The sequence below is a fragment of the Aliiroseovarius sp. B-4 genome, from assembly GCF_056857795.1.
In genome coordinates this window covers 61707-81196 of sequence record NZ_JBSXNV010000030.1, presented here as the reverse complement: position 1 = coordinate 81196, position 19490 = coordinate 61707, and the positions used below count along the sequence as shown (strand labels likewise).

18 protein-coding genes are annotated in these 19490 nt (G+C 59.6%); 8 read left to right on the top strand and 10 right to left on the bottom strand.

Annotated elements, in window-relative coordinates:
* Window positions 1–32: 32 nt before the first annotated feature.
* The gene (gene ileS, locus AC13C8_RS04630) at window positions 33–3023 is read right to left on the bottom strand and encodes an isoleucine--tRNA ligase (RefSeq protein WP_482846518.1); all 2991 of its coding nucleotides are present in this window, start codon (window positions 3021–3023) and stop codon (window positions 33–35) included.
* 274 nt (window positions 3024–3297) lie between these two features.
* On the opposite strand from ileS, the gene AC13C8_RS04625 reads away from it, so the two are divergent.
* Window positions 3298–3735, top strand: a complete 438-nt coding sequence (locus AC13C8_RS04625; protein WP_482846517.1) for a group III truncated hemoglobin — start codon at window positions 3298–3300, stop codon at window positions 3733–3735.
* Window positions 3736–3753: 18 nt separating this feature from the next.
* On the opposite strand, the gene AC13C8_RS04620 is transcribed toward AC13C8_RS04625, so the two are convergent.
* From AC13C8_RS04620 to AC13C8_RS04610, 3 genes are read right to left on the bottom strand one after another with little or no spacing between them, the layout of a single operon-like run.
* Entirely contained in the window at window positions 3754–4761 is a 1008-nt protein-coding gene (locus AC13C8_RS04620; RefSeq protein ID WP_482846516.1) for a YcjF family protein, read from the bottom strand.
* Window positions 4761–5195 carry a GNAT family N-acetyltransferase gene (locus tag AC13C8_RS04615; protein ID WP_091428267.1) on the bottom strand — a complete coding sequence of 145 codons (435 nt, stop codon included), beginning with the start codon at window positions 5193–5195 and terminating at the stop codon, window positions 4761–4763. Before AC13C8_RS04615 ends, AC13C8_RS04620 begins: the two co-directional genes overlap by 1 nt.
* The gene (locus AC13C8_RS04610; RefSeq protein ID WP_091428266.1) at window positions 5192–6631 is read right to left on the bottom strand and encodes a YcjX family GTP-binding protein; all 1440 of its coding nucleotides are present in this window, start codon (window positions 6629–6631) and stop codon (window positions 5192–5194) included. Before AC13C8_RS04610 ends, AC13C8_RS04615 begins: the two co-directional genes overlap by 4 nt.
* A 108-nt stretch (window positions 6632–6739) precedes the next feature.
* Here AC13C8_RS04610 and truA point away from each other — a divergent pair, with 108 nt between their 5' ends.
* Together truA and AC13C8_RS04600 are read left to right on the top strand one after the other, a co-directional pair.
* Window positions 6740–7507: a tRNA pseudouridine(38-40) synthase TruA gene (gene truA / locus AC13C8_RS04605; protein ID WP_091428265.1), complete on the top strand. Its 768-nt coding sequence runs from the start codon at window positions 6740–6742 to the stop codon at window positions 7505–7507.
* 145 nt (window positions 7508–7652) lie between these two features.
* A complete protein-coding gene (locus AC13C8_RS04600; protein WP_177179278.1) occupies window positions 7653–8516 on the top strand; it encodes a DUF533 domain-containing protein in 864 nt (287 codons plus the stop codon).
* 69 nt (window positions 8517–8585) lie between these two features.
* Here AC13C8_RS04600 and AC13C8_RS04595 read toward each other — a convergent pair whose 3' ends face one another.
* Window positions 8586–10034, bottom strand: a complete 1449-nt coding sequence (locus AC13C8_RS04595) for a pyridoxal phosphate-dependent decarboxylase family protein (protein WP_482846515.1) — start codon at window positions 10032–10034, stop codon at window positions 8586–8588.
* 135 nt (window positions 10035–10169) lie between these two features.
* On the opposite strand from AC13C8_RS04595, the gene parE reads away from it, so the two are divergent.
* On the top strand, window positions 10170–12128 hold the full coding sequence (gene parE / locus AC13C8_RS04590) for a DNA topoisomerase IV subunit B (RefSeq protein WP_482846514.1): 1959 nt from the start codon (window positions 10170–10172) through the stop codon (window positions 12126–12128).
* Here parE and AC13C8_RS04585 read toward each other — a convergent pair.
* The 5 genes from AC13C8_RS04585 to AC13C8_RS04565 form a co-directional block, all read right to left on the bottom strand.
* Window positions 12125–12883: a reverse transcriptase domain-containing protein gene (locus AC13C8_RS04585; RefSeq protein WP_482846513.1), complete on the bottom strand. Its 759-nt coding sequence runs from the start codon at window positions 12881–12883 to the stop codon at window positions 12125–12127. The two genes, parE and AC13C8_RS04585, sit on opposite strands and share 4 nt — an antisense overlap.
* A gap of 347 nt (window positions 12884–13230) precedes the next feature.
* Window positions 13231–13644 (bottom strand): c-type cytochrome, encoded by a 414-nt coding sequence (locus AC13C8_RS04580; RefSeq protein ID WP_482846512.1) that lies wholly within the window; start codon window positions 13642–13644, stop codon window positions 13231–13233.
* Window positions 13645–13736: 92 nt separating this feature from the next.
* Complete coding sequence (locus AC13C8_RS04575; RefSeq protein ID WP_482846511.1) at window positions 13737–14384, bottom strand: DUF3047 domain-containing protein; 648 nt, start codon at window positions 14382–14384, stop codon at window positions 13737–13739.
* Window positions 14385–14489: 105 nt separating this feature from the next.
* Window positions 14490–15167 (bottom strand): ABC transporter ATP-binding protein, encoded by a 678-nt coding sequence (locus tag AC13C8_RS04570; RefSeq protein WP_482846510.1) that lies wholly within the window; start codon window positions 15165–15167, stop codon window positions 14490–14492.
* Window positions 15160–16446, bottom strand: coding sequence for a lipoprotein-releasing ABC transporter permease subunit (locus AC13C8_RS04565; protein ID WP_482846509.1), 1287 nt, complete (start codon window positions 16444–16446; stop codon window positions 15160–15162). The genes AC13C8_RS04570 and AC13C8_RS04565 overlap by 8 nt, the downstream gene beginning before the upstream one ends.
* A gap of 325 nt (window positions 16447–16771) precedes the next feature.
* Between AC13C8_RS04565 and AC13C8_RS04560 the strand changes: the two genes are divergently transcribed.
* The 4 genes from AC13C8_RS04560 to AC13C8_RS04545 all read left to right on the top strand — a co-directional run bounded on the left by AC13C8_RS04560 (window position 16772) and on the right by AC13C8_RS04545 (window position 19490).
* Window positions 16772–17275, top strand: a complete 504-nt coding sequence (locus tag AC13C8_RS04560) for a type III secretion system chaperone family protein (RefSeq protein ID WP_091428259.1) — start codon at window positions 16772–16774, stop codon at window positions 17273–17275.
* A gap of 109 nt (window positions 17276–17384) precedes the next feature.
* Window positions 17385–18209, top strand: a complete 825-nt coding sequence (gene proC, locus AC13C8_RS04555) for a pyrroline-5-carboxylate reductase (RefSeq protein WP_482846508.1) — start codon at window positions 17385–17387, stop codon at window positions 18207–18209.
* Window positions 18202–18540, top strand: coding sequence for a tRNA-binding protein (locus AC13C8_RS04550; protein WP_482846507.1), 339 nt, complete (start codon window positions 18202–18204; stop codon window positions 18538–18540). Before proC ends, AC13C8_RS04550 begins: the two co-directional genes overlap by 8 nt.
* Complete coding sequence (locus tag AC13C8_RS04545) at window positions 18540–19490, top strand: 2-hydroxyacid dehydrogenase (protein WP_482846506.1); 951 nt, start codon at window positions 18540–18542, stop codon at window positions 19488–19490. The genes AC13C8_RS04550 and AC13C8_RS04545 overlap by 1 nt, the downstream gene beginning before the upstream one ends.

Sequence of the window (19490 nt, the reverse complement as noted above, 5' to 3'; positions counted from 1 at the left end):
GCGCTCGGTCTCTTGCCTATTGGGCGATTTGATCAGCCCAGCGCCTTGTCACAGCGACCACAGGTGCCCGCGTGGTCATGGCTGCCCACATCCGGCAGGATTTTCCAGCAACGCTGGCATTTCTCGCCGGACGCTTTTTCGAACACAACGCCCACGCCCTCGACCTCTGGCAGGCGGAAGGCTTCCGATGGTAGCGGGTCGTTTGTCAGCGACACAGACGAGGTGATTGCAATATCCGCGAAGTTCACAGATTTCAGCGCGGCCAGGATGTCCTTGTCGCGCACATGAACCACCGGCGCGGCCTCCAGTGACGCCCCGATCACCTTGTCGCGCCGCTGCACTTCCAGCGCAGCAGTCACCACACGGCGCGCCTTGCGGATACCCGACCATTTCGCGGCCAATGGCTCGTCCAGCCAATCGGCAGGCGTGTCGGGGAAATCGACCAGATGGACCGAGCTGTCATCACCCGGGAACCGCTCCAGCCACACATCTTCCATCGTGAAGACCAGCACCGGCGCAAGCCAGGTGGTCAAACGATGGAACAGGATGTCCAGCACCGTGCGCGCGGCGCGGCGGTTCCGGCTGTCCGCCCCGTCGCAATACAGCGCGTCCTTGCGGATATCAAAATAGAAGCTCGACAGATCGACGGTCGCGAAATTGAACACGGCCGAGAACACACCTTGGAAATCAAAGGTCTTGTACCCTTCGCGCACAACGTGATCGAGTTCTGCCAGACGATGCAACACCCAGCGTTCCAGCTCGGGCATGTCGGTTGCGTCCACACGCTCGGCTTCGTCAAACTCATGCAGATTGCCCAGCATGAAGCGCATTGTGTTTCGCAAGCGGCGATAGCTGTCGGCAACCCCTTTCAGGATTTCCGGCCCGATCCGCTGGTCGACCGTATAATCCGTCTGGGCCACCCACAGGCGCAGGATGTCCGCGCCATATTGCTTCACGACCTGTTCCGGCACGATGGTGTTGCCCAGAGACTTGGACATCTTCATGCCCTTCTCGTCCAGGGTGAAGCCGTGGGTCACGACGTTCTTGTAAGGCGCGCGCCCCTTGGTGCCGCAGGCTTGCAAAAGCGACGAGTGGAACCACCCGCGGTGCTGGTCGGTGCCTTCCATATAGACATCCGCGATCCCGTCCGGCGTGCCGTCTTCACGGTCGCGCAGAACAAACGCATGTGTCGAACCACTGTCGAACCACACGTCCAGCACATCGAACACCTGCTCATAGTCATCCGGGTTGGCCGCATCGCCGATGAAGCGTTCCTTGGCACCGTCCTTATACCACGCATCCGCACCTTCCGCCTCGAAGGATTCAGCCACACGGGCATTAACTGCGGGATCACGCAGAAGATAGTCCGGGTCGGTCGGCAGCGCGCCTTTCTTCACGAAACAGGTCAGCGGCACACCCCAGGCGCGTTGACGCGACAGAACCCAATCGGGCCGCGCCTCGATCATCGAATAAAGCCGGTTGCGTCCGGTCTGCGGCCACCATTTCACCAATTGGTCGATCGAGTTCAGGGCGCGCGTGCGGATGGTCTTGCCCATCTCGTCCTGCCCGTCGCCGACTTCGCGATCCACAGACACAAACCACTGCGGCGTGTTGCGATAGATGATCGGCGCTTTCGACCGCCATGAATGCGGATAGGAATGCTTGATCTTACCACGGGCCAGCAGCCCCCCAACGGAGGCGAGCTTGTCGATCACCGTCTTGTTTGCATCGCCCTCGCCGCCCTTGCGGTTCAGGATGTAGGTGCCGCCAAAGAAGGGCAGGTCCGCGCGGAATGATCCGTCGTCCATCACGTTATAGGTGATGACCTGATCCAGCATCCCCAGATCGCGATACAGTTCGAATTCTTCCATCCCGTGGGACGGAGCACAATGGACAAACCCGGTGCCTTCCTCGTCCGTCACGAAATCGGCGGCGCGGAAGTCACGGGCAGCGTCCCATTCCCCATTGGCGCCTTCTGCACCGGCCAGCGGGTGGTGCAGCGTCATGCCTGACAATTGCGCGGGCGTCACGTTACGCACGCGGCGATACATCCCGGGTTCCAGCCGCGCTCGCGCCATCACATCCGCGGCCAGCTTGTCGGCAAGGATGAACCGGTCGCCCTTGGCGGCCCAGCACTCATCCGGGCAATCGGTGACTTCGTATAGCCCGTATTCGAAGGTCTCGCCAAACACGACGGCCTTGTTGGACGGGATGGTCCATGGGGTCGTCGTCCAGATCACCACATGCGCGCCGATAAAATCGTGCGCAGCCGCGTCTTTGGCCAGAGCAACCGCCCCGCGGGTTTCGTCGGTTTCCTCTTCGTCGGACAGGACCATATCGGGCAGGCTGAAATCCGTGACCTTGAACTTCACCCAGATGGTGAAACTTTCCTTGTCGTGGTATTCCACCTCGGCCTCGGCCAGCGCAGTCTTTTCAACCGGCGACCACATCACGGGTTTCGATCCCTGATAGAGTGTGCCGTTCATCAGGAACTTCATGAATTCTTCGGCGATCACGCGTTCGGCGTGGAAATCCATCGTCAGATAGGGGTCGGCCCAGTTGCCGGTGATACCCAGACGTTTGAATTCCTCGCGCTGGATGTCGATCCAGCCAGCAGCAAACTTGCGGCATTCCTGACGGAAATCGACCACATCGACCGCGTCCTTGTCGCGGCCCTTCTTGCGGTATTGCTCTTCGATCTTCCATTCGATGGGCAGGCCGTGGCAATCCCAGCCCGGCACGTAACGGCTGTCAAACCCCATCATCTGGTGCGACCGCACGATCATATCCTTGATTGTCTTGTTCAGCGCGTGACCGATATGCAAGTGCCCATTGGCGTAAGGGGGCCCATCGTGCAGCACAAACGGTGTGCGCCCTTCTTTTTCGCGCAGGCGGTCATAGACGCCGATTTTTTCCCAACGGGCCAGCCATTCAGGCTCGCGCTTGGGCAGGCCTGCGCGCATGGGAAAATCGGTGACGGGAAGCGTCAGGGTGTCTTTGTATTCAGGGGTGTCGGCACACATGTGTCCGGTCCTTTTCAGGAGATTATCGCAAATATAGGGTTGGGGCGGCGCGGATTTCCAAACGCCTTGTCCCGGCGGCTCGTCTGGATCAGAGCGCCGGGCATATAATTCGAATAATGATGGCCTGTGCGTGCATCATGGGGGCGTTATAGGCGCGTGGTTCGGCGGCGTAAAGTCATGAAGGCCTGTGCTGTTTTGTCCATGTCGCCCCCCTTGCGGCCCCGAGTTTGTCGAGTATTTTACTCGGAAAAGGGTGTGCGAAAAAGGGTGTGCGATGGCACAGACAGCTTCAAAGCCAAATCCACTCAGGCTTTTCGATATCACGCCGGATCAGATCGACCGGGTTTTGGCAGAGTTCTATGCGCGGATCCGACGACATCCACAGCTTGGACCAGTTTTCAATGGTCACGTGGGCACGACGGATGCCGAATGGGCGGCGCATATCGCGCTGATTTCAAGGTTCTGGCGCGGGGCCATCCTGCGAGAACCAGGTTACGACGGCAATCCGATGCGGGCACATATGCAAGCCGGAGACGTGAAACCAGCCCATTTCAACCCATGGCTAGACCTGTTTGAAGAGGTCACAAACGAGCTGCTGCCACCAAACACCGCGCGCGCGTGGATCATGCTGGCCCATCGGATCGGCCGCGGATTGCGGATGGGTGTCGAAGATCTGTCGCAGCCTGCGCAGCACGTGCCGAAACTAAGCTGATCAGCCCGTATCAGAGGCTCAGCTTCCGAACAAACCCGTCAATGCGCGCTTAACGATACCCGACACGCCGGGGCGTTTCTTTGGGCCGAAGGGCAGCGGGCGGCAGACCTCAAGGGCTGCCACACCCACGCGGGCGGTCAACGCCCCGTTGACCACGCCTTCGCCGAAACGGCGACTGAGTTTTGACAGCATCCCGCCCCCGGCCAGCGATCCGATCATGTCATCGCCGACGGCCACAGCGCCTGTCGCCACAAGATGCGCCATCACCGCACGGGTCAGCCGCCAGCCGCCCAACACGCCGGACCGGCCACCATATATTTCCGCGATACGGCGGATCATGCGGATATTGGCCGTCAAGGCCGTGACAACATCTGCAAGGGCTATTGGCACGATCGCCGTGACCATGGCCACCTGACGGGCGGCGGCTTCGACCTCTTTGACCGCGGCGGCGTCAAGCGGGGCCAATAGTTCGCGTTCGGTCAATGCAAGCAATGTGTCCACATCGAACGCATCCGCTTCGCGTTCGTCAAGACGCTTCAAGCCCCAGCGAAGATCATCGCGACCGCGGTAAAGCTGCTTGAGTTTCTCAACAACGACACGCGCTTCGGCCAAGTCATTATGGGCCACGGCGGCTTCGGCGGCATGATGCAGCGTGTCGACGCGACGCAGCCGGGCAAACGCCACCCATTCTTTCAGCGCAATGATCAGTAGCACCAGGGTGAAGGCAGTAATCAAACCAAGTGCCGCATAGCCCAATACGGGTTGGCGGGCGATCAGGCTGGTGACAAAATCATACGCCGCCACCGACAGGACGAACCCGGTGATTGAAAGCAGAAGCGACCAAAACCACCGTGTAAGTCGCGAACGTTTGCGCCCAGCAAAACTGATCGCGCCCTGCATAGCCGCGCCGGTGGCATCCACTGCCGCGACCTCTGGAACCGGAGGGGCATCGGCGGGCGAAACAGTCTGCTCATCGTCCAATTCGATCAACACGGGACCGGTTCTGGGTTTTTCCGATCTACTCATCACGCTGCCCTCCAACGAAAGCGAATGTCTGGCAAATGTTCGTCGTTGCCAGCCCCATCGGTGCGAAACTCTTCGGAGAAACCTTCGCGCCGGTAAAACCGACACGCGCCTTCGTTCGCCTGAAAGGCGTAGAGCGAAAGCTCGGGGCAAACGGCCTTCGCTTCGTCCAGCAGGGCCTTGCCAATCCCTTGCCCACGCGCGGCGGGGGACAGGTAAAGCGCATGCACTTCGGCCCCGTCACGAGCCAGAAATCCAAGCGCGCGCCCCCGGTCGCGTGCCACTTTGGTCCAGCCACGATCCACCAATATCCGCGCGAATTCTTTCTCCGAACGGCGGGAATGGACGCGTGGTATCCATGGGGTTGCGGCGATCCACCCTGTCAGAATATTTGCTATCGCGGGGGCATCGGCCGGGGTCGCGGGCAAGATTTTCATAGCCGATCCCCAAACAAAAATTCTGCCGCTTTATCCAGTCGGATATGGGGCGGCCCCTCACCCGGCTTAAGCGACACCACGGCAGGCGCGAAGCGCATCACCTCGTAATCCGCATCAAGCCACGCCTCAGCCCCCTTTCGCGCGGGCGACAACAGACGCGCGGGATCGTCTGGCAAAGCACCCGGATAGAATGCAGCGGTCTTGCCGCTGTCCAAGAGCCTGCCTCTTACGCAATCCAGCATTTGCCCGTCATGCTCCATGCGTTCCTCAACGGTCGTGCGCAGAGCGGCAATCGACATGGCTGCGGTCTTGGCGCCTGCAAAATCCGCCCGGTCACGAGCTTCGCGCAAAAGCGCCTCGGTGATCGCCGTCAGGCGTGGATGCTGGCTGTGATGCAGGTGGTCGGCCTTTGTGGCGGCAAAAAGAATACGTTCCACCCTCCGCCCAAGGAAGATCGAACTGAGGAAAGCGTTCGCACCGGGGCGGAAGGCGGTCAGGATTTCAGCCATGGCGCGGCGCAGGTCTTCCAGCGCAGCGGGGCCCGAATGGATCGCCCCCAACACATCAACCAGCACGATCTGGCGGTCGATTTTCGCAAAATGGTCACGAAAAAACGGTTTCACAACGCGGGATTTATAGGCTTCAAAACGCCGCTCCATTTCGCGCCACAGGCTTTTACGCGGAGTCGAACCGGGCTGAAGAATGGGTGCGAAAGTCAGAACCGGGCTACCCTCCAGATCACCGGGCAGCAGGAACCGACCGGGGGTGCAATCGCTATAGCCGTCCTGGCGTGCGGATGTCAGATAAGCGGCAAATCCACCCGCCAGGCGTTTCGCCTCCATCTCGTCCAGCGGTGCGGCGGCGTCGATCCCCTGCACCATGCCCAGATAGCTTGCCGCTTGCGGACGGTCGGCAATCCGATCCAGCACCTGTGCCGCCCATTCGGTATAGCTGAGGTCCAGCAGCGCCAGGTCCAGCAGCCATTCGCCAGGGTAGTCAACGATGTCCAGATGCACCGTGCGCGGCCCGCGAAGCCCACCCAGAATGCCCGACGGTTGCACACGGAACGACAGGCGCAGTTCCGACGTGGCGCGGGTTGAATCCGGCCAGTGCGGTGTCGGCCCCGTCATCGCCGCCAGATGAGTTTCAAAATCGAAGCGCGGCACCGTATCGTCCGGTTGCGGTTGCAGAAAAGCTGTCTGGATGCGCCCTTCAGACGCGGCCAGAAGCCCGGACATACGCCCCCGGTTCATCAGGTTGGCAACCAGCGATGTGATGAAAACCGTCTTGCCCGCGCGCGACAGGCCTGTAACCCCCAAACGGATCACCGGCTCAAACAACGCCTCGCTTGTGGCGTCGCCTATGGCCTCGATCTGTCGGGTGATGCTGTCTGCGATATCGCCTAGCCCCACGGGTGCCTCCGTCTTCTTATCCATCCGAACATATGCGCGCACGCAGTCTTGTGCCAGAGGGGAGCGTTCAATGCGTGCGCTCGATCATGTCGCGACTTGCCCACATCTTCGCTGCGCGGTATGCGAAACGTCATGCCCAGATACGTTTTGAAGATCGAATATCACGGCGCAGGTTTTGCCGGTTGGCAGCGCCAGAAAGAGCACCCTTCGGTTCAGGGAACGATCGAGGCTGCGTTGGCGAAACTCGAACCCGGCGATCACAAAATCGCGGCGGCTGGGCGCACCGATGCGGGCGTTCATGGTCTGGCGCAGGTGGCGCATTGCGATCTGGTAAAGGATTGGGATGCGTTTCGACTGTCCGAGGCATTGAACTTCCACCTGAGAGGCCAAAGTGTTGCGATTGTGGATTGCGCGCAGGTGGCCGACGATTTCCACGCGCGATTCTCGGCGCTGGAGCGTCGGTATCTGTACCGTTTGATATCCCGCCGCGCGCCCCTGACCCATGATCGCGGTCTGGCCTGGCACATCAAGCACAAGTTGGACGCGAACGCCATGCAAGTCGGCGCAGACCGCCTGTTGGGGCGGCATGACTTCACAACCTTCCGGTCGTCGATCTGTCAGGCCGAAAGCCCGATCAAGACGCTGGACCAGCTTCGGGTCGAGGAGCTTCGCCTGCCCCATGGCACCGAATACCGTTTCCACGTGCGCGCCCGGTCTTTTTTGCACAATCAGGTCCGCAGCTTCGTCGGAACGCTGGAACGTGTGGGTGTCGGGGCCTGGACACCGGACGAGGTCAGCCGCGCACTCAAGGCACGAGATCGCGCCGCTTGTGGTCCGGTTAGCCCCCCGGGCGGTCTTTATCTGGCTGGCGTGACCTATCCGGAAGACCCGTTCGCCTGACGTCACACGGGCTCGAATCAGACAATTTGCACGGTCGTATGCGCGAACATCTGATGGGTTTCTGACGCGCCCGCACCGTGTTTCCCCTTATGTCCGGGCAAATGCTCTTCTAATGTCCATACAGATTGAATTGGGAGGTATTGATATGAGTCTTGTAGGAACACTGGCTAAAATGGCCCTTGGTGCAGCTATCGCCAAAGGCGTGTCCAGTATGGGCAAAGGTGCGGCTCGCCAGCGCCCCGCATCCGATCCGGGCACCGGCAGCATATTTGGCAGCACCAATTCGCCGGAAGGTGGCTTGGGCGATCTGTTGGGCAGTTTGTCTGGCGGTCAGTTGACATCCACGCAAAGCTCTGGTGGCGGACTGACCGATATTCTGGGCAGTATCATGAACGCTGGCGGCGGGTCACAATCGACGGGTCGTCAACCTGCCAATCCCGGTGGCGATCTGATGGACATGCTGGGCGGTATGCTCGGTGGCGCGCGCTCTGGCACTGGTGCCGCTCAGGGCGGCTTGGGTGGCCTTTTGGAAAGCCTGTCTGGCGGCGGCACACCGGACACGCGCGTGGCGACACCCACGCCCGGTTCGTTGGGTGGCATGCTGAACGATGCATTTCAAAATGGAGGCGCGCCCGAAGCCACACCAACCCAGGAGCAAGAAGACCAAGCCGCTGTATTGCTGCGCGCCATCGTGCAAGCAGCCAAGTGTGACGGACGTATCGACGAGCGCGAGAAAGAAGCGCTGATGCAGCATATGGGCGACATGACCCCGGACGAGGTTGATGTTTTGAACGACGCGTTCCGCCGCCCGGTAAGTGTCCAGGGCCTTGCCAACGACGTGCCGCGCGGGATGGAGGCACAAGTCTATGCTATGTCGCTGGTCGGCTTGGACCTCGACAGTCAGGCCGAAGCAAAATATCTGCACGAACTGGGCCAGGCTTTGGGTATAGATGCCCGCACCGCCAACGCGATACATCAGCGGATGGGCGAACCCGCGCTATACAGTTAAACGCAAAGCGATACTGTCAGAAATGGCGCCACGCATACGGCACCATTTCTGCTATTCGATAACGGTGTTCTATTCGCCATTGGCCAAGAGGCCATTTTCAGCAAGCGCCTTCACATTCTGTATCGCGGTGTGAATATGGTGATCGCGCGTCCGATGGTTGGCAAATGCAGCGCGCAGACATGTTATCCCGTTCACATGTGTGGTCGAAAACACGGGCCCCCGGTCCAGTTGCAGTTTGATCGCAATCTGTCTGTTCAAGCTGGATTGTTCCTGCGGCGACAGATCCGGCCTTGCGGTAAACACACAAATGTTTGACACGACCGGCGCAACCAGCGCCATGCCATGCGACTGGACCAGATCGGCCATCAGCGCAGCCTGCGCGCAGTTGCGCGTGATCGCCGCGGCAAATGCGTCTTCCCCGAACATCTCCAACGCGCACCAGACCTTCAGCGCTCGATTGCTGCGTGACAGGTCGATACCATAGTCGCAGAACCAACGTTCGCCGCCGGACAGACCCGCCTCGAACCCCTCAAGATAGGGCGGACGGACGGCAAAGGCGGCGCGGTGTTCGGCCTCGTTCGCGATCAGGGCCAAGCCGCAATCATAGCCGACATACATCCATTTATGGAAATCAAGCGCGATGCTGTCCGCCCGTTCAATCCCGTCGCTCAGACTGCGCCATGGGTCGTCGGCCAATCGCGTCCAGGCACCGAATGCACCGTCAACATGCAGCCAGATATTCCGCGCCTGCGCGACATCGGCCAGGGCATTAAGATCATCGAAACTGCCGATGTCCACCGACCCGACCGTCCCGACAATCGCCATCGGCAGAAAACCGTCAGCACAATCCTGTGCGATCTGCTGCACCAAGGCCTGAACATCCATCTTGCCGTGATCCGTCGGGATCAGACGCAACGCGTTATGGCCCAGGCCCAAAAGCTCTACCGCCTTGCGTATCGCATTGTGAACCCGATCTCCGGCATACACCGTCAGGTTTGCACCACCGCCCTTGGACCGCATCTCAGGAACAGCGCGCATTTTCGCGGTCTGAAGCGCAATTACCGTCGCCTGCGATGTGCCCGTCACCAACACGCCGCTTGCCCCGGGTCTCATGCCCATTTTCCGGCGGGTCCAGTCGATGACCGCATGTTCCATCGCATTGGCACCATGATCGCGGCCGCCGACATTGGCGTTCATCACCGCCTCGACAAGCCCGGCCATGAGGTCCGACGGCAAACCGCTGCCCTGAACCCAGCCCCAGAACTGGGGATGCGTGTTTCCGCTGTGATAGGGCATGACCTGTTCAGTCAAGCGCGCGACCAGATCGCCACCCCGCCCGATCCCATAGACACTGATCAAATTATCCGGTGGTGATTGCCACGGGTGTTCGGTCGCATTCACCATTCGGTCAAGACAATGGTCAAGCAGATCGTGCATCTGCTTGCGAAACACCTGCCAATCAGCCGGTTCGAGAGAACCTGCGCATTCACCCCCTCGGGCATTTGATTGTTCTGTCACGTTGGGTTCCTTCCCAAAAACCGAAAAACTGGTGTATCAATCGCGCTATCGACGCACCCGCCCTTTTCCCGGTCCGGGTGCTCTGTCATACTACAGCAAATAGCAAAGCAAAGCAGCATGCAGGGCGATACATCCATGAGCAATGACCTGTTGGCCAGCCAAGGCCAAGACATCTATGACGCGTCCTCGATCGAGGTGCTGGAAGGTCTTGAACCCGTGCGTCAGCGGCCCGGCATGTATATCGGCGGCACCGATGAACGGGCGCTGCATCATATGGTGGCGGAAATCCTTGACAACTCGATGGACGAAGCCGTTGCGGGCCATGCCAACCGGATCGAGGTTGAACTGCACGCAGATTACGCCGTCACCGTCCGCGACAACGGGCGCGGCATTCCGATTGATCCACACCCCAAGTTCCCCGACAAATCGGCGTTAGAGGTCATCCTGTGCACCCTGCACGCGGGCGGCAAATTCTCGGGCAAGGCGTATCAGACCTCGGGCGGGTTGCACGGGGTTGGCTCGTCTGTCGTGAACGCCCTGTCAGACACGATGGTCGTGCAGGTTGCCAAGAACAAGGAACTGTTCGAACAACGGTTTTCACGCGGCATACCGCTTGGCCCGGTTGAGAAAGTCGGCGCGGCCCCCAATCGGCGGGGCACGGATGTTACATTCCACGCCGACGAGGAAATTTTTGGCCACCACCGGTTCAAACCCAAGCGGCTATTTACCATGGTGCGCTCCAAGGCATATCTGTTCTCGGGCGTTGAAATCCGCTGGAAATCGCACATTGATGATGGCGAAACCCCGACCGAAGCCTCGTTTCACTTTCCCGGCGGCTTGTCCGATTACCTGAAAGAGACGTTGGGCGGCGCGTCGGTCTATGCCGATCAGCCCTTCGCCGGAAAGGTCGAGTTTCGCGAACGGTTTGGTGAGCCGGGATATGTCGAATGGGCGATCAACTGGACGCCGTCGATGGATGGCTATTTGCAGTCTTACTGTAACACCGTCCCAACCCCTGAAGGCGGCACCCACGTCACCGGTTTCTGGGCCGCGATGCTGAAAGGCATCAAGGCCTATGGAGATCTGGTGGGCAACAAGAAAGCCGCCAACATCACTCGCGACGACCTGATGACGGGCGGATGCGCGCTGGTGTCATGTTTCATCGCCGACCCGTCTTTCGTGGGGCAGACCAAGGACCGGCTATCGACCGAAAGCGCCAACAAGATGGTCGAGCAATCGGTCCGCGACCATTTCGACAACTGGCTGGCCGCCGACACGAAATCCGCGGGTGCGATCCTTGATTTCCTTGTTCTCAGGGCCGAGGAACGTCTGCGCCGCAAACAGGAAAAAGAGACCCAGCGCAAGACTGCCACCAAGAAACTGCGCCTGCCGGGCAAGCTGGTCGATTGCTCGGCCACCAACCGCGAAGGGACCGAGCTGTTTATTGTCGAGGGCGACTCGGCTGGTGGGTCCGCCAAAATGGCGCGCAACCGCAAGACTCAGGCGCTGCTGCCCCTGCGCGGGAAAATCCTGAACGTGCTGGGCGCGGCGGGTTCGAAAATCGGCACGAACGCGGAAATCAGCGACCTGACCCAAGCCCTTGGCGTCGGGCTGGGCACGCGGTTCAACGTCGATGATCTGCGTTATGACAAAATCATCATCATGACCGACGCGGACGTAGACGGTGCGCATATCGCGGCCCTGCTGATGACGTTCTTCTTCACCCAAATGCGCCCGATGATCGACGCGGGCCACCTGTATCTGGCCTGCCCGCCGCTGTTCCGCCTGACCCAAGGGGCGAAGCGCGTCTATTGCCTTGATGAAGCCGAGCGGGACGCGTGGCTGGAAAAAGGCCTGGGCGGCAAAGGGAAAATCGACGTCAGCCGGTTCAAGGGTCTGGGCGAGATGGACGCGAAAGACCTGAAAGAAACCACGATGGACCCGGCATCCCGCAAGCTGATCCGCGTCACGATTGACGAGGATGAACCGGGCGAAACGGCGGCTCTGGTTGAACAGTTGATGGGGAAGAAACCCGAGCTTCGGTTCCAGTATATTCAGGAGAATGCGAGGTTCGTGGAGGAGTTGGATGTCTAGGGGATTTTGCTTTCAAGCTCAGTTCGTTGGTCCTCGCAAATAACACCAACATATCTAAGGATCGCATCACGCGCATGTTCATTTGCATGACGTAATTGCTCGCGAAAGATATTCATTCTATCTGGAAGAACTTTGAGTCTGTCTGAAATCTCACAGTTAAACGCCGTCACTGTAGATGCGGGCGGGCTCAGCTTAGTCGGTGAAAAATCGAAATTAGAACCTTCAATCGATTTCAAAATACGATCATAAGCACTCTTCAGCTGAATCTCGCAGTCTGAGGAAATAAGAATATCGTCCACATACATGGACACTACGATCCCTTCATTTTGCAAGTGTCGCAGTTCACTACCCAGTCCGCTTCTGTCGATAACCAAGGTTGCAAGGTGCATCGACTGAGGAAAACCATAAGGTAGGTGCTTTATCCTGCCGCTGACAACACATGAGCGGTGTGCAACATCAAAAGCGTCCTTCGAAGAATAACCAACTAGACGCAAAGAACGTGCGACCTTTGTTCGGGTGCAAGAACTGAAGAAATATCTTAGGTCAATCGAAGCTTTGTAGATTTGATGCGCATGGGGACGCATCGCCGCGACATGTCCACCAGCTTTATATAGATGATAGTAGTAAGACCAAGGCGTCCACTGAGATCTAAGTCTGGTTACGATTTTAAGGCCATCAATTTTTGCCTGTTCAGTAGGGACGTAAATCCATTTGTTTGGCTTAAGCTCAAAACGAGTTTCATAATTGTGCGACACGCGTAAACAGTGGCCTCGCTAATCAGATCAATGACGAACTTGATGATCTCTTTGACCACCAACTTTGCCGCAATCATCATAGCGAGGCGCAGGAAGTATTTGAGTTTCTGCATAGCAAAACCCTCCATTACTTACATCCGGCGGCCTTTCACCTCAGCGATGATCACTGTTCAAAATATGGATCACCTTGGATTTACCCATAGGCAATCCGCCATGCAGATGGGCATAAGTTAAACCTATACGTCGCCTGCCATTCTATCGCCGGTTGCAATCACCAAATATGTAATCACTACGGGAAGTTCAAGTTCAAACGGAAACAGGGATTGGAGATTATTCAGGCGCGAAATCTACCCCTGCACACTCTCCAAATACTCCGCTAGGCGCACCAGCGCCCCCGGCGTCGGGGTCTGCACGCCTTTTTCGTCCACCCAGACCTCCATCTCGCTTTCCAGATAGGTGCCGAATTCGGGCATCGGGCCGCGGTGGGTGCCTTGGGCGTAGCCGTCGATGGTGGACATGACATATCGGGCCGGGAATTTGCCGCCGTGGCGGGCGGTTAGTGTGGTCAGGTCTGGGGCTCCTGCGATCGCGCCGCCTTTGGCGTCCGCCCCGTGGCAGGACGCGCAGTTCTCTGCAAAGATTTGCGCGCCGGTCTCGTCCGTCACGTCAACTTTATCGGTGCTTGCGGTGAACAACCCATCCGGCTCGCAGGCGGCAAGCGTCAGGGTCAGGGCGGGGATGATCAGGACGGTGCGCAGCATGGAACCTCGCAGCTTTTCAAAGGGGTTGCATAACCCTAGCACGCCGTCTGGCAGGTTCAACCGGAACAGGTGCCCAAGCTGCTGCAATCCGCCTATTTCAACACCAGATCCGTGATCTGCCCCCGCGCAATGGTGTCGGTATCGTCGCTGTCGGACGACACGGCCAAGGCGACCAGGGCACCGGGATCCGATCCAAAGGCGCGGCGATAATCGGCGGCAAGATCGACGTTTTCGCTATATCCTCCCGTTCCGGATGGCCGCAGCACCACGGTCTTGCCGCGCGTGCCCAGATAGGGCGACGGCAGAACGGCCCCACGCCCGTGATCGCCGCCCCAGACATAGACCAGGACTCGACCCATGGGGTTTTTCAAAAGGCGGCGCAGGTTGCGGCCCCCGTTTACCCGTTCGGCCTCGGCTTCCGGAAGGAACGCGAAATAGAGCGCAAGGTTGCGGTCATCACCGCCCTTCTGGCGCAGGTCGGTTGCGGGCACGGTTTTATCCACGGCCCACCGCCATTGCGCGGTCCTGGCATCCCAATGCTGTTGGTCCAGCAGCTTGTAGGTGATCGACACGGCGCCGTTGGCCTGAACGCTCAGCGACTTGCCGGAGTAGGTGAAATCCACATCCGCAAACCGGGCGAACCAATGTTGTCGCCAGTCGCCAAATCCGACAGGGCCAGCGTTGGCCACCTGCACACCCAGTGCTGCGACGAAGAAAGCGGATTTTGTCAGGTGGCGCATGTGGTTCTCCGATGCACGGGTTGCGAGCGTGGAGTGTGCCAGAAGGATCGCGCGGCGCAATGGCAGCGCGCCGCCTGTCACGTGAATGTCAGGAACCGAGAGCGGTCAGACGATGACGCCCGCATCCAGTCTGAGCGTCCGATCCATCCGCGCGGCCAGTTCAAGGTTGTGGGTGGCGATCAGGGCCGACAGACCGGTGTCTCGCACCAGCTCCATCAGCGCGTTGAACACAGTGTCCGCGGTGTCGGGGTCAAGGTTGCCGGTGGGCTCATCCGCCAGCAAAAGCGCGGGGCGGTTGGCAAGCGCGCGGCAGAAGGCGACGCGCTGCTGTTCACCGCCCGACAGTTCCGCCGGTCGGTGGGTCGCGCGGGTATCAACGCCCACGCGCTCCATCAACTCCATCGCGTGATCGCGGGCCGATTTGTCGCTGATCCCGTTGGCCAGTTGCGGCAAGGCGATATTTTCCAGCGCGGTGAATTCGGGCAGCAGGTGGTGGAACTGGTAGATGAACCCCACTTCGTTCCGGCGGGCTGCGGTGCGCCTGCGATCCGACAGCGCGCCCATATCCTGCCCGTTGATCGCAACCTGCCCAGCGTCTGCCGTGTCCAGCAGCCCGGCAATATGCAGAAGCGTTGATTTGCCCGATCCAGAGGGCGCGACCAATGCCACGACCTCGCCCCGCGCAATCTCCAGATCAGCCCCGCGCAGCACGCGGATTTCGCCGGGTGTGCCCGCGTTATAGGTCTTTTCGATGCCTGACAGGTGAAGAACAGGGTTACTCATAGCGCAGCGCCTCGACCGGGTTCATCCGGGCTGCCTTGCGTGCCGGAAACAGGGTGACAAGGAAAGACAGGGTCAGGGATAGGCCCACAGCGGACGCCACGTCCCAAAACTCCAGCTTGGCAGGCAGGCGATAGATGCCGCGGATCGACGGATCCCACACCCCGCCCCCGGCAAAGTAGTTCACTGCCGAAAAGATCGCGTCGATATTGATGGCAAACAGACAGCCAAGGATAACCCCTGCGATGGTGCCAACGATCCCCGTCAACGATCCGCACAGGAAAAACACCCGCAGAATCGACCCTTCGGTCAGACCCATGGTGCGCAGGATGCCGATGTCGCGCCCCTTGTTCTTGACCAACATGATCAAGCCCGAGGTGATGTTCATTGATGCGATCAGCACCAGCACCGACAGGATAATGAACATGACGTTATCTTCCATATCGAGTGCCCGTAGAAACGCGCCGGATCGGTCACGCCAGGTCCAATAGGATGACGGTTCCACGGTCGCGGCAAGAATATCTTCGATCAGCCGATCAACCTTTTCTGGCTCATCAACAATCACCTCGATCTGATCGGCAGCGCCTTCACGGTTGAAAAAACTCTGCGCCTCGGCAAAGGGAAGATAGACGCGTGTGCGGTCGATGTCCCAGCGCCCGGCAGTGAAGATATATGTCACGTCATAGGCATTCACCCGCGGGCTGGTGCCGAACGCCGTCTTGACCCCGTTGGGCGAGATGATCTTGATCTTGTCGCCCAGCCCGATACCAAGCTCAGCCGCCACGCCCGACCCAATGGCAATGCCGTTTTCAAACGCCGAGATATCGCCCGCAAAGCTTTCGGGCTTGGCCACGCGCGGGATGGCCAGCAGATCATTATAGGATATGCCAAACACCTCGACCCCTGCGTTGTTCTGGCCCGCGTTGGCCATGACCTGACCCTTGATCAGGGGCGCGGCGCGGACAACACCGGGCACTTGCGCGATGCGTTCTGCCCACTCCACATAATTCGTGATCGAGCGTTCAACCTGCCCATTTTCATTCACATAGCTCTGGGCGAATACCTCGACATGGGCATTGGCGCCCAAAATCGTGTCGACAAATTCGTCCCGGAACCCGGTGCGTACAGCCAGCGTTATGATGAGCGCCGCAACGGCCAACGTGATACCGATCAGGCTGATCCAGGTCATCGTGCTGACGCCCCCATCGGCGCGGCGCGCGCGCAGGTATCGCCAAGCAATCTGCCACTCGAACCGGGCAAACGGGGCTGTGTGTTTGGACACCTGTGTCTCCTGACATCTTCTGTTTCGCGGCAAGTTGGGGGTTCCAAGGGGCAACGTCAAGCGGACCCGAAAAAACTGGCTTGGTTCCGCCTTCCCCGTCATGCCCCGTTAAGCTGTGGAGAAACAAATGTTTTCTGTGGACAACTGCTTCATCTGCGAAAGTTTGTCTTTACAGGGACTCGGCGACCTGACACCATATCTAGTAAGGGCAAGGCGCACAGAACGCCGAACCTAGTACAGGCATCAAGTCTTAGTGGCCGCATTTGGTCTTGGCCGACCATCTGCCCAAGCGTCGCGAGGCTGAAACGAATGGAAGGACAACATCATGTCCGCGACCGAGCAGTTCATCGAAAGTGACGAGCTTCACCCCATCGACATCGTCGAAACCATTGCCGAACACCACGCTTGGGAGTTTGACCGCGTGGCCGACGACCAGATCGCAATGGCGGTTGAAGGACAATGGCGAACCTATTCGCTGACCCTTGCGTGGTCGCCCTATGACGAAACGTTGCGCCTGATCTGCACGTTCGAGATGGAGCCGCCGGAAGAAAGCCTGCCTCGCCTTTACGAGGCCTTGAACCGCACCAATGACATGTGCTGGACCGGTGCGTTCACCTATTGGCATGAACAGCGTCTGATGGTGTATCGCTATGGCCTTGCCTTGAATGGCGGACAAATCGTCAGCCCGCAGCAAATCGACCAATTGATCTCAAGCGCGGTTGCAACGTCGGAACGGTTCTATCCTGCCTTCCAACTGGTCTGCTGGACCGATCGCAGCGTGGACGACGCGCTTCAGGTCGCCATTGCCGAGGCTTATGGCCGCGCCTGATCCCACTTCATGACGGGTTAAGAAAAAGGTCCGGCTTCAGTCGGGCTTTTTTGCTGGCTCCCTGCCCGACCATCGCGTTATCCATGGCTGGAATAGCGGAGGAGCCAACATGAGCACTGGGAGTATGAAAGAGCTTGAGGCACGCGGGCTGGTGCTGCTGGGCTGCGGCAAGATGGGATCGGCGATGCTGGAAGGCTGGCTGGCACAAGGTCTGCCTGCGGGGGCGGTTTGGGTGAACGATCCCCATCCATCGGACTGGCTTTCCAGCACCGGGGTGAACCTGAACATGACCTTGCCTGACAGCCCAGCCATCGTTCTGATCGCCGTGAAGCCGCAGATGATGGCGGATACGCTGCCCGCACTGGCCGGGTTCGGCAATGGCAACACGCTGTTTCTGTCGGTCGCGGCTGGCACCTCGATTGCCACCTACAAGGCGATGCTGGGCGACCAGACCCCGATCATCCGCGCGATGCCGAACACCCCCGCCGCCATTGCGCGTGGAATTACGGCGATCTGCGGCAATGACCTCGCCACCGATGAGCATCTGGACATGGCCGAGGCACTGCTCACTGCGGTTGGGCAGGTCGTGCGGCTGGACGGGGAACACCAGATGGACGCGGTGACCGCCGTGTCAGGCTCTGGCCCGGCCTATGTCTTTCACCTGATCGAAACGCTGGCCGCCGCCGGTGAGACGCAAGGTCTGTCAGCCGATCTTGCCATGCAGCTTGCCACGGCGACGGTGGCCGGGGCGGGCGCTTTGGCGGAACAAGCAGACGACGACCCGGCCCAGTTGCGCATGAACGTGACCAGCCCCGGCGGCACCACCGCCGCCGCACTTGCGGTGCTGATGAACGAGAAAGACGGCTTCCCCGCCCTTCTAACCCGTGCCGTTGCCGCCGCCGCCAACCGATCCAAGGAGCTTGCCAATGGGTGATCTGAGTTTTGACGATTTCCTGAAAGTCGACATTCGCAAGGGGACCATCACCCGTGCCGAACCCTTCCCCGAGGCCCGCAAGCCCGCCATCAAGCTTTGGGTCGATTTCGGGCCAGAGCTTGGTGAAAAGAAAAGCTCGGCCCAGATCACCGCGCTTTACGACCCGGGAACGCTGGTGGGCAAAGAGGTTCTGGCCGTCGTCAACTTCCCCCCGCGCCAGATCGGTCCGGTGATGAGCGAGGTTCTGGTGCTGGGCCTGCCCGACGAAAACGAAGACATCGTGCTGTTGACCCCGGACAAGACCGTGCCGAACGGCGCGCGGATGTATTGATGCGGCTGTTCGTCACCCGCCCCCTGCCAGAAAAGGTGATTGATCGTGCCCGCGCGGGTTTCGATGTGACCCTGCGCACCGACACCACATCCATGTCGCATGACGAGATGGTGGCAAGCCTGCGCGACTATGACCTCGTGCTGCCAACTCTGGGCGATTTCTACTCGGCCGAGGTGTTCAAGGCGGCAGGGAATATCCGCGCCAAGCTGCTGGCCAATTTCGGCGTGGGCTATAACCATATCGACGTGGATGCCGCCCGCGCGCATGGAGTGGTGGTGACCAACACGCCCGGTGCAGTGACAGACGCGACCGCCGACACGGCGATGATCCTGATCCTGATGACGGCACGCCGCGCGGGTGAAGGTGAACGGCTTGTGCGAGCGGGTCTCTGGGACGGCTGGCACCCCACGCAGATGTTGGGGATGCACGTCACCGGAAAGACTGTCGGCATCATTGGCATGGGCCGCATCGGCCAAGCGATAGCCGCGCGTTGTCACTATGGGTTCGGAATGGACGTGGTATTCTTCAACCGCTCTCCGAAACTCCCAGCTTTCCCGGCGCAACAGTTGGATAGCATTCAGGACGTGGCCCGTGCCTGCGATATTCTGGTGATCGCCGTCCCTGGCGGGGCAGACACCCAACATCTGATTGGCGCGGGCACGTTTACTGCGATGCAGCCCCACGCCATATTCGTGAACATCGCGCGAGGTGAAATCGTGGACGAGGCCGCATTGATCGCTGCGCTTGACGCCGGGCAGATCGCGGGTGCGGGCCTGGATGTCTATGAGTTTGAACCCAGGGTGCCTGACGCCCTGATCGCGCGCGAAAACGTGACGCTTCTGCCCCACCTGGGCACTGCCACGCTTGAGGTGCGCACCGCGATGGGGTTGCTGGCCGTGGATAATCTGGAAGCATTTGTGGCGGGCAAACCACTGGTCAACCCAGTCTGA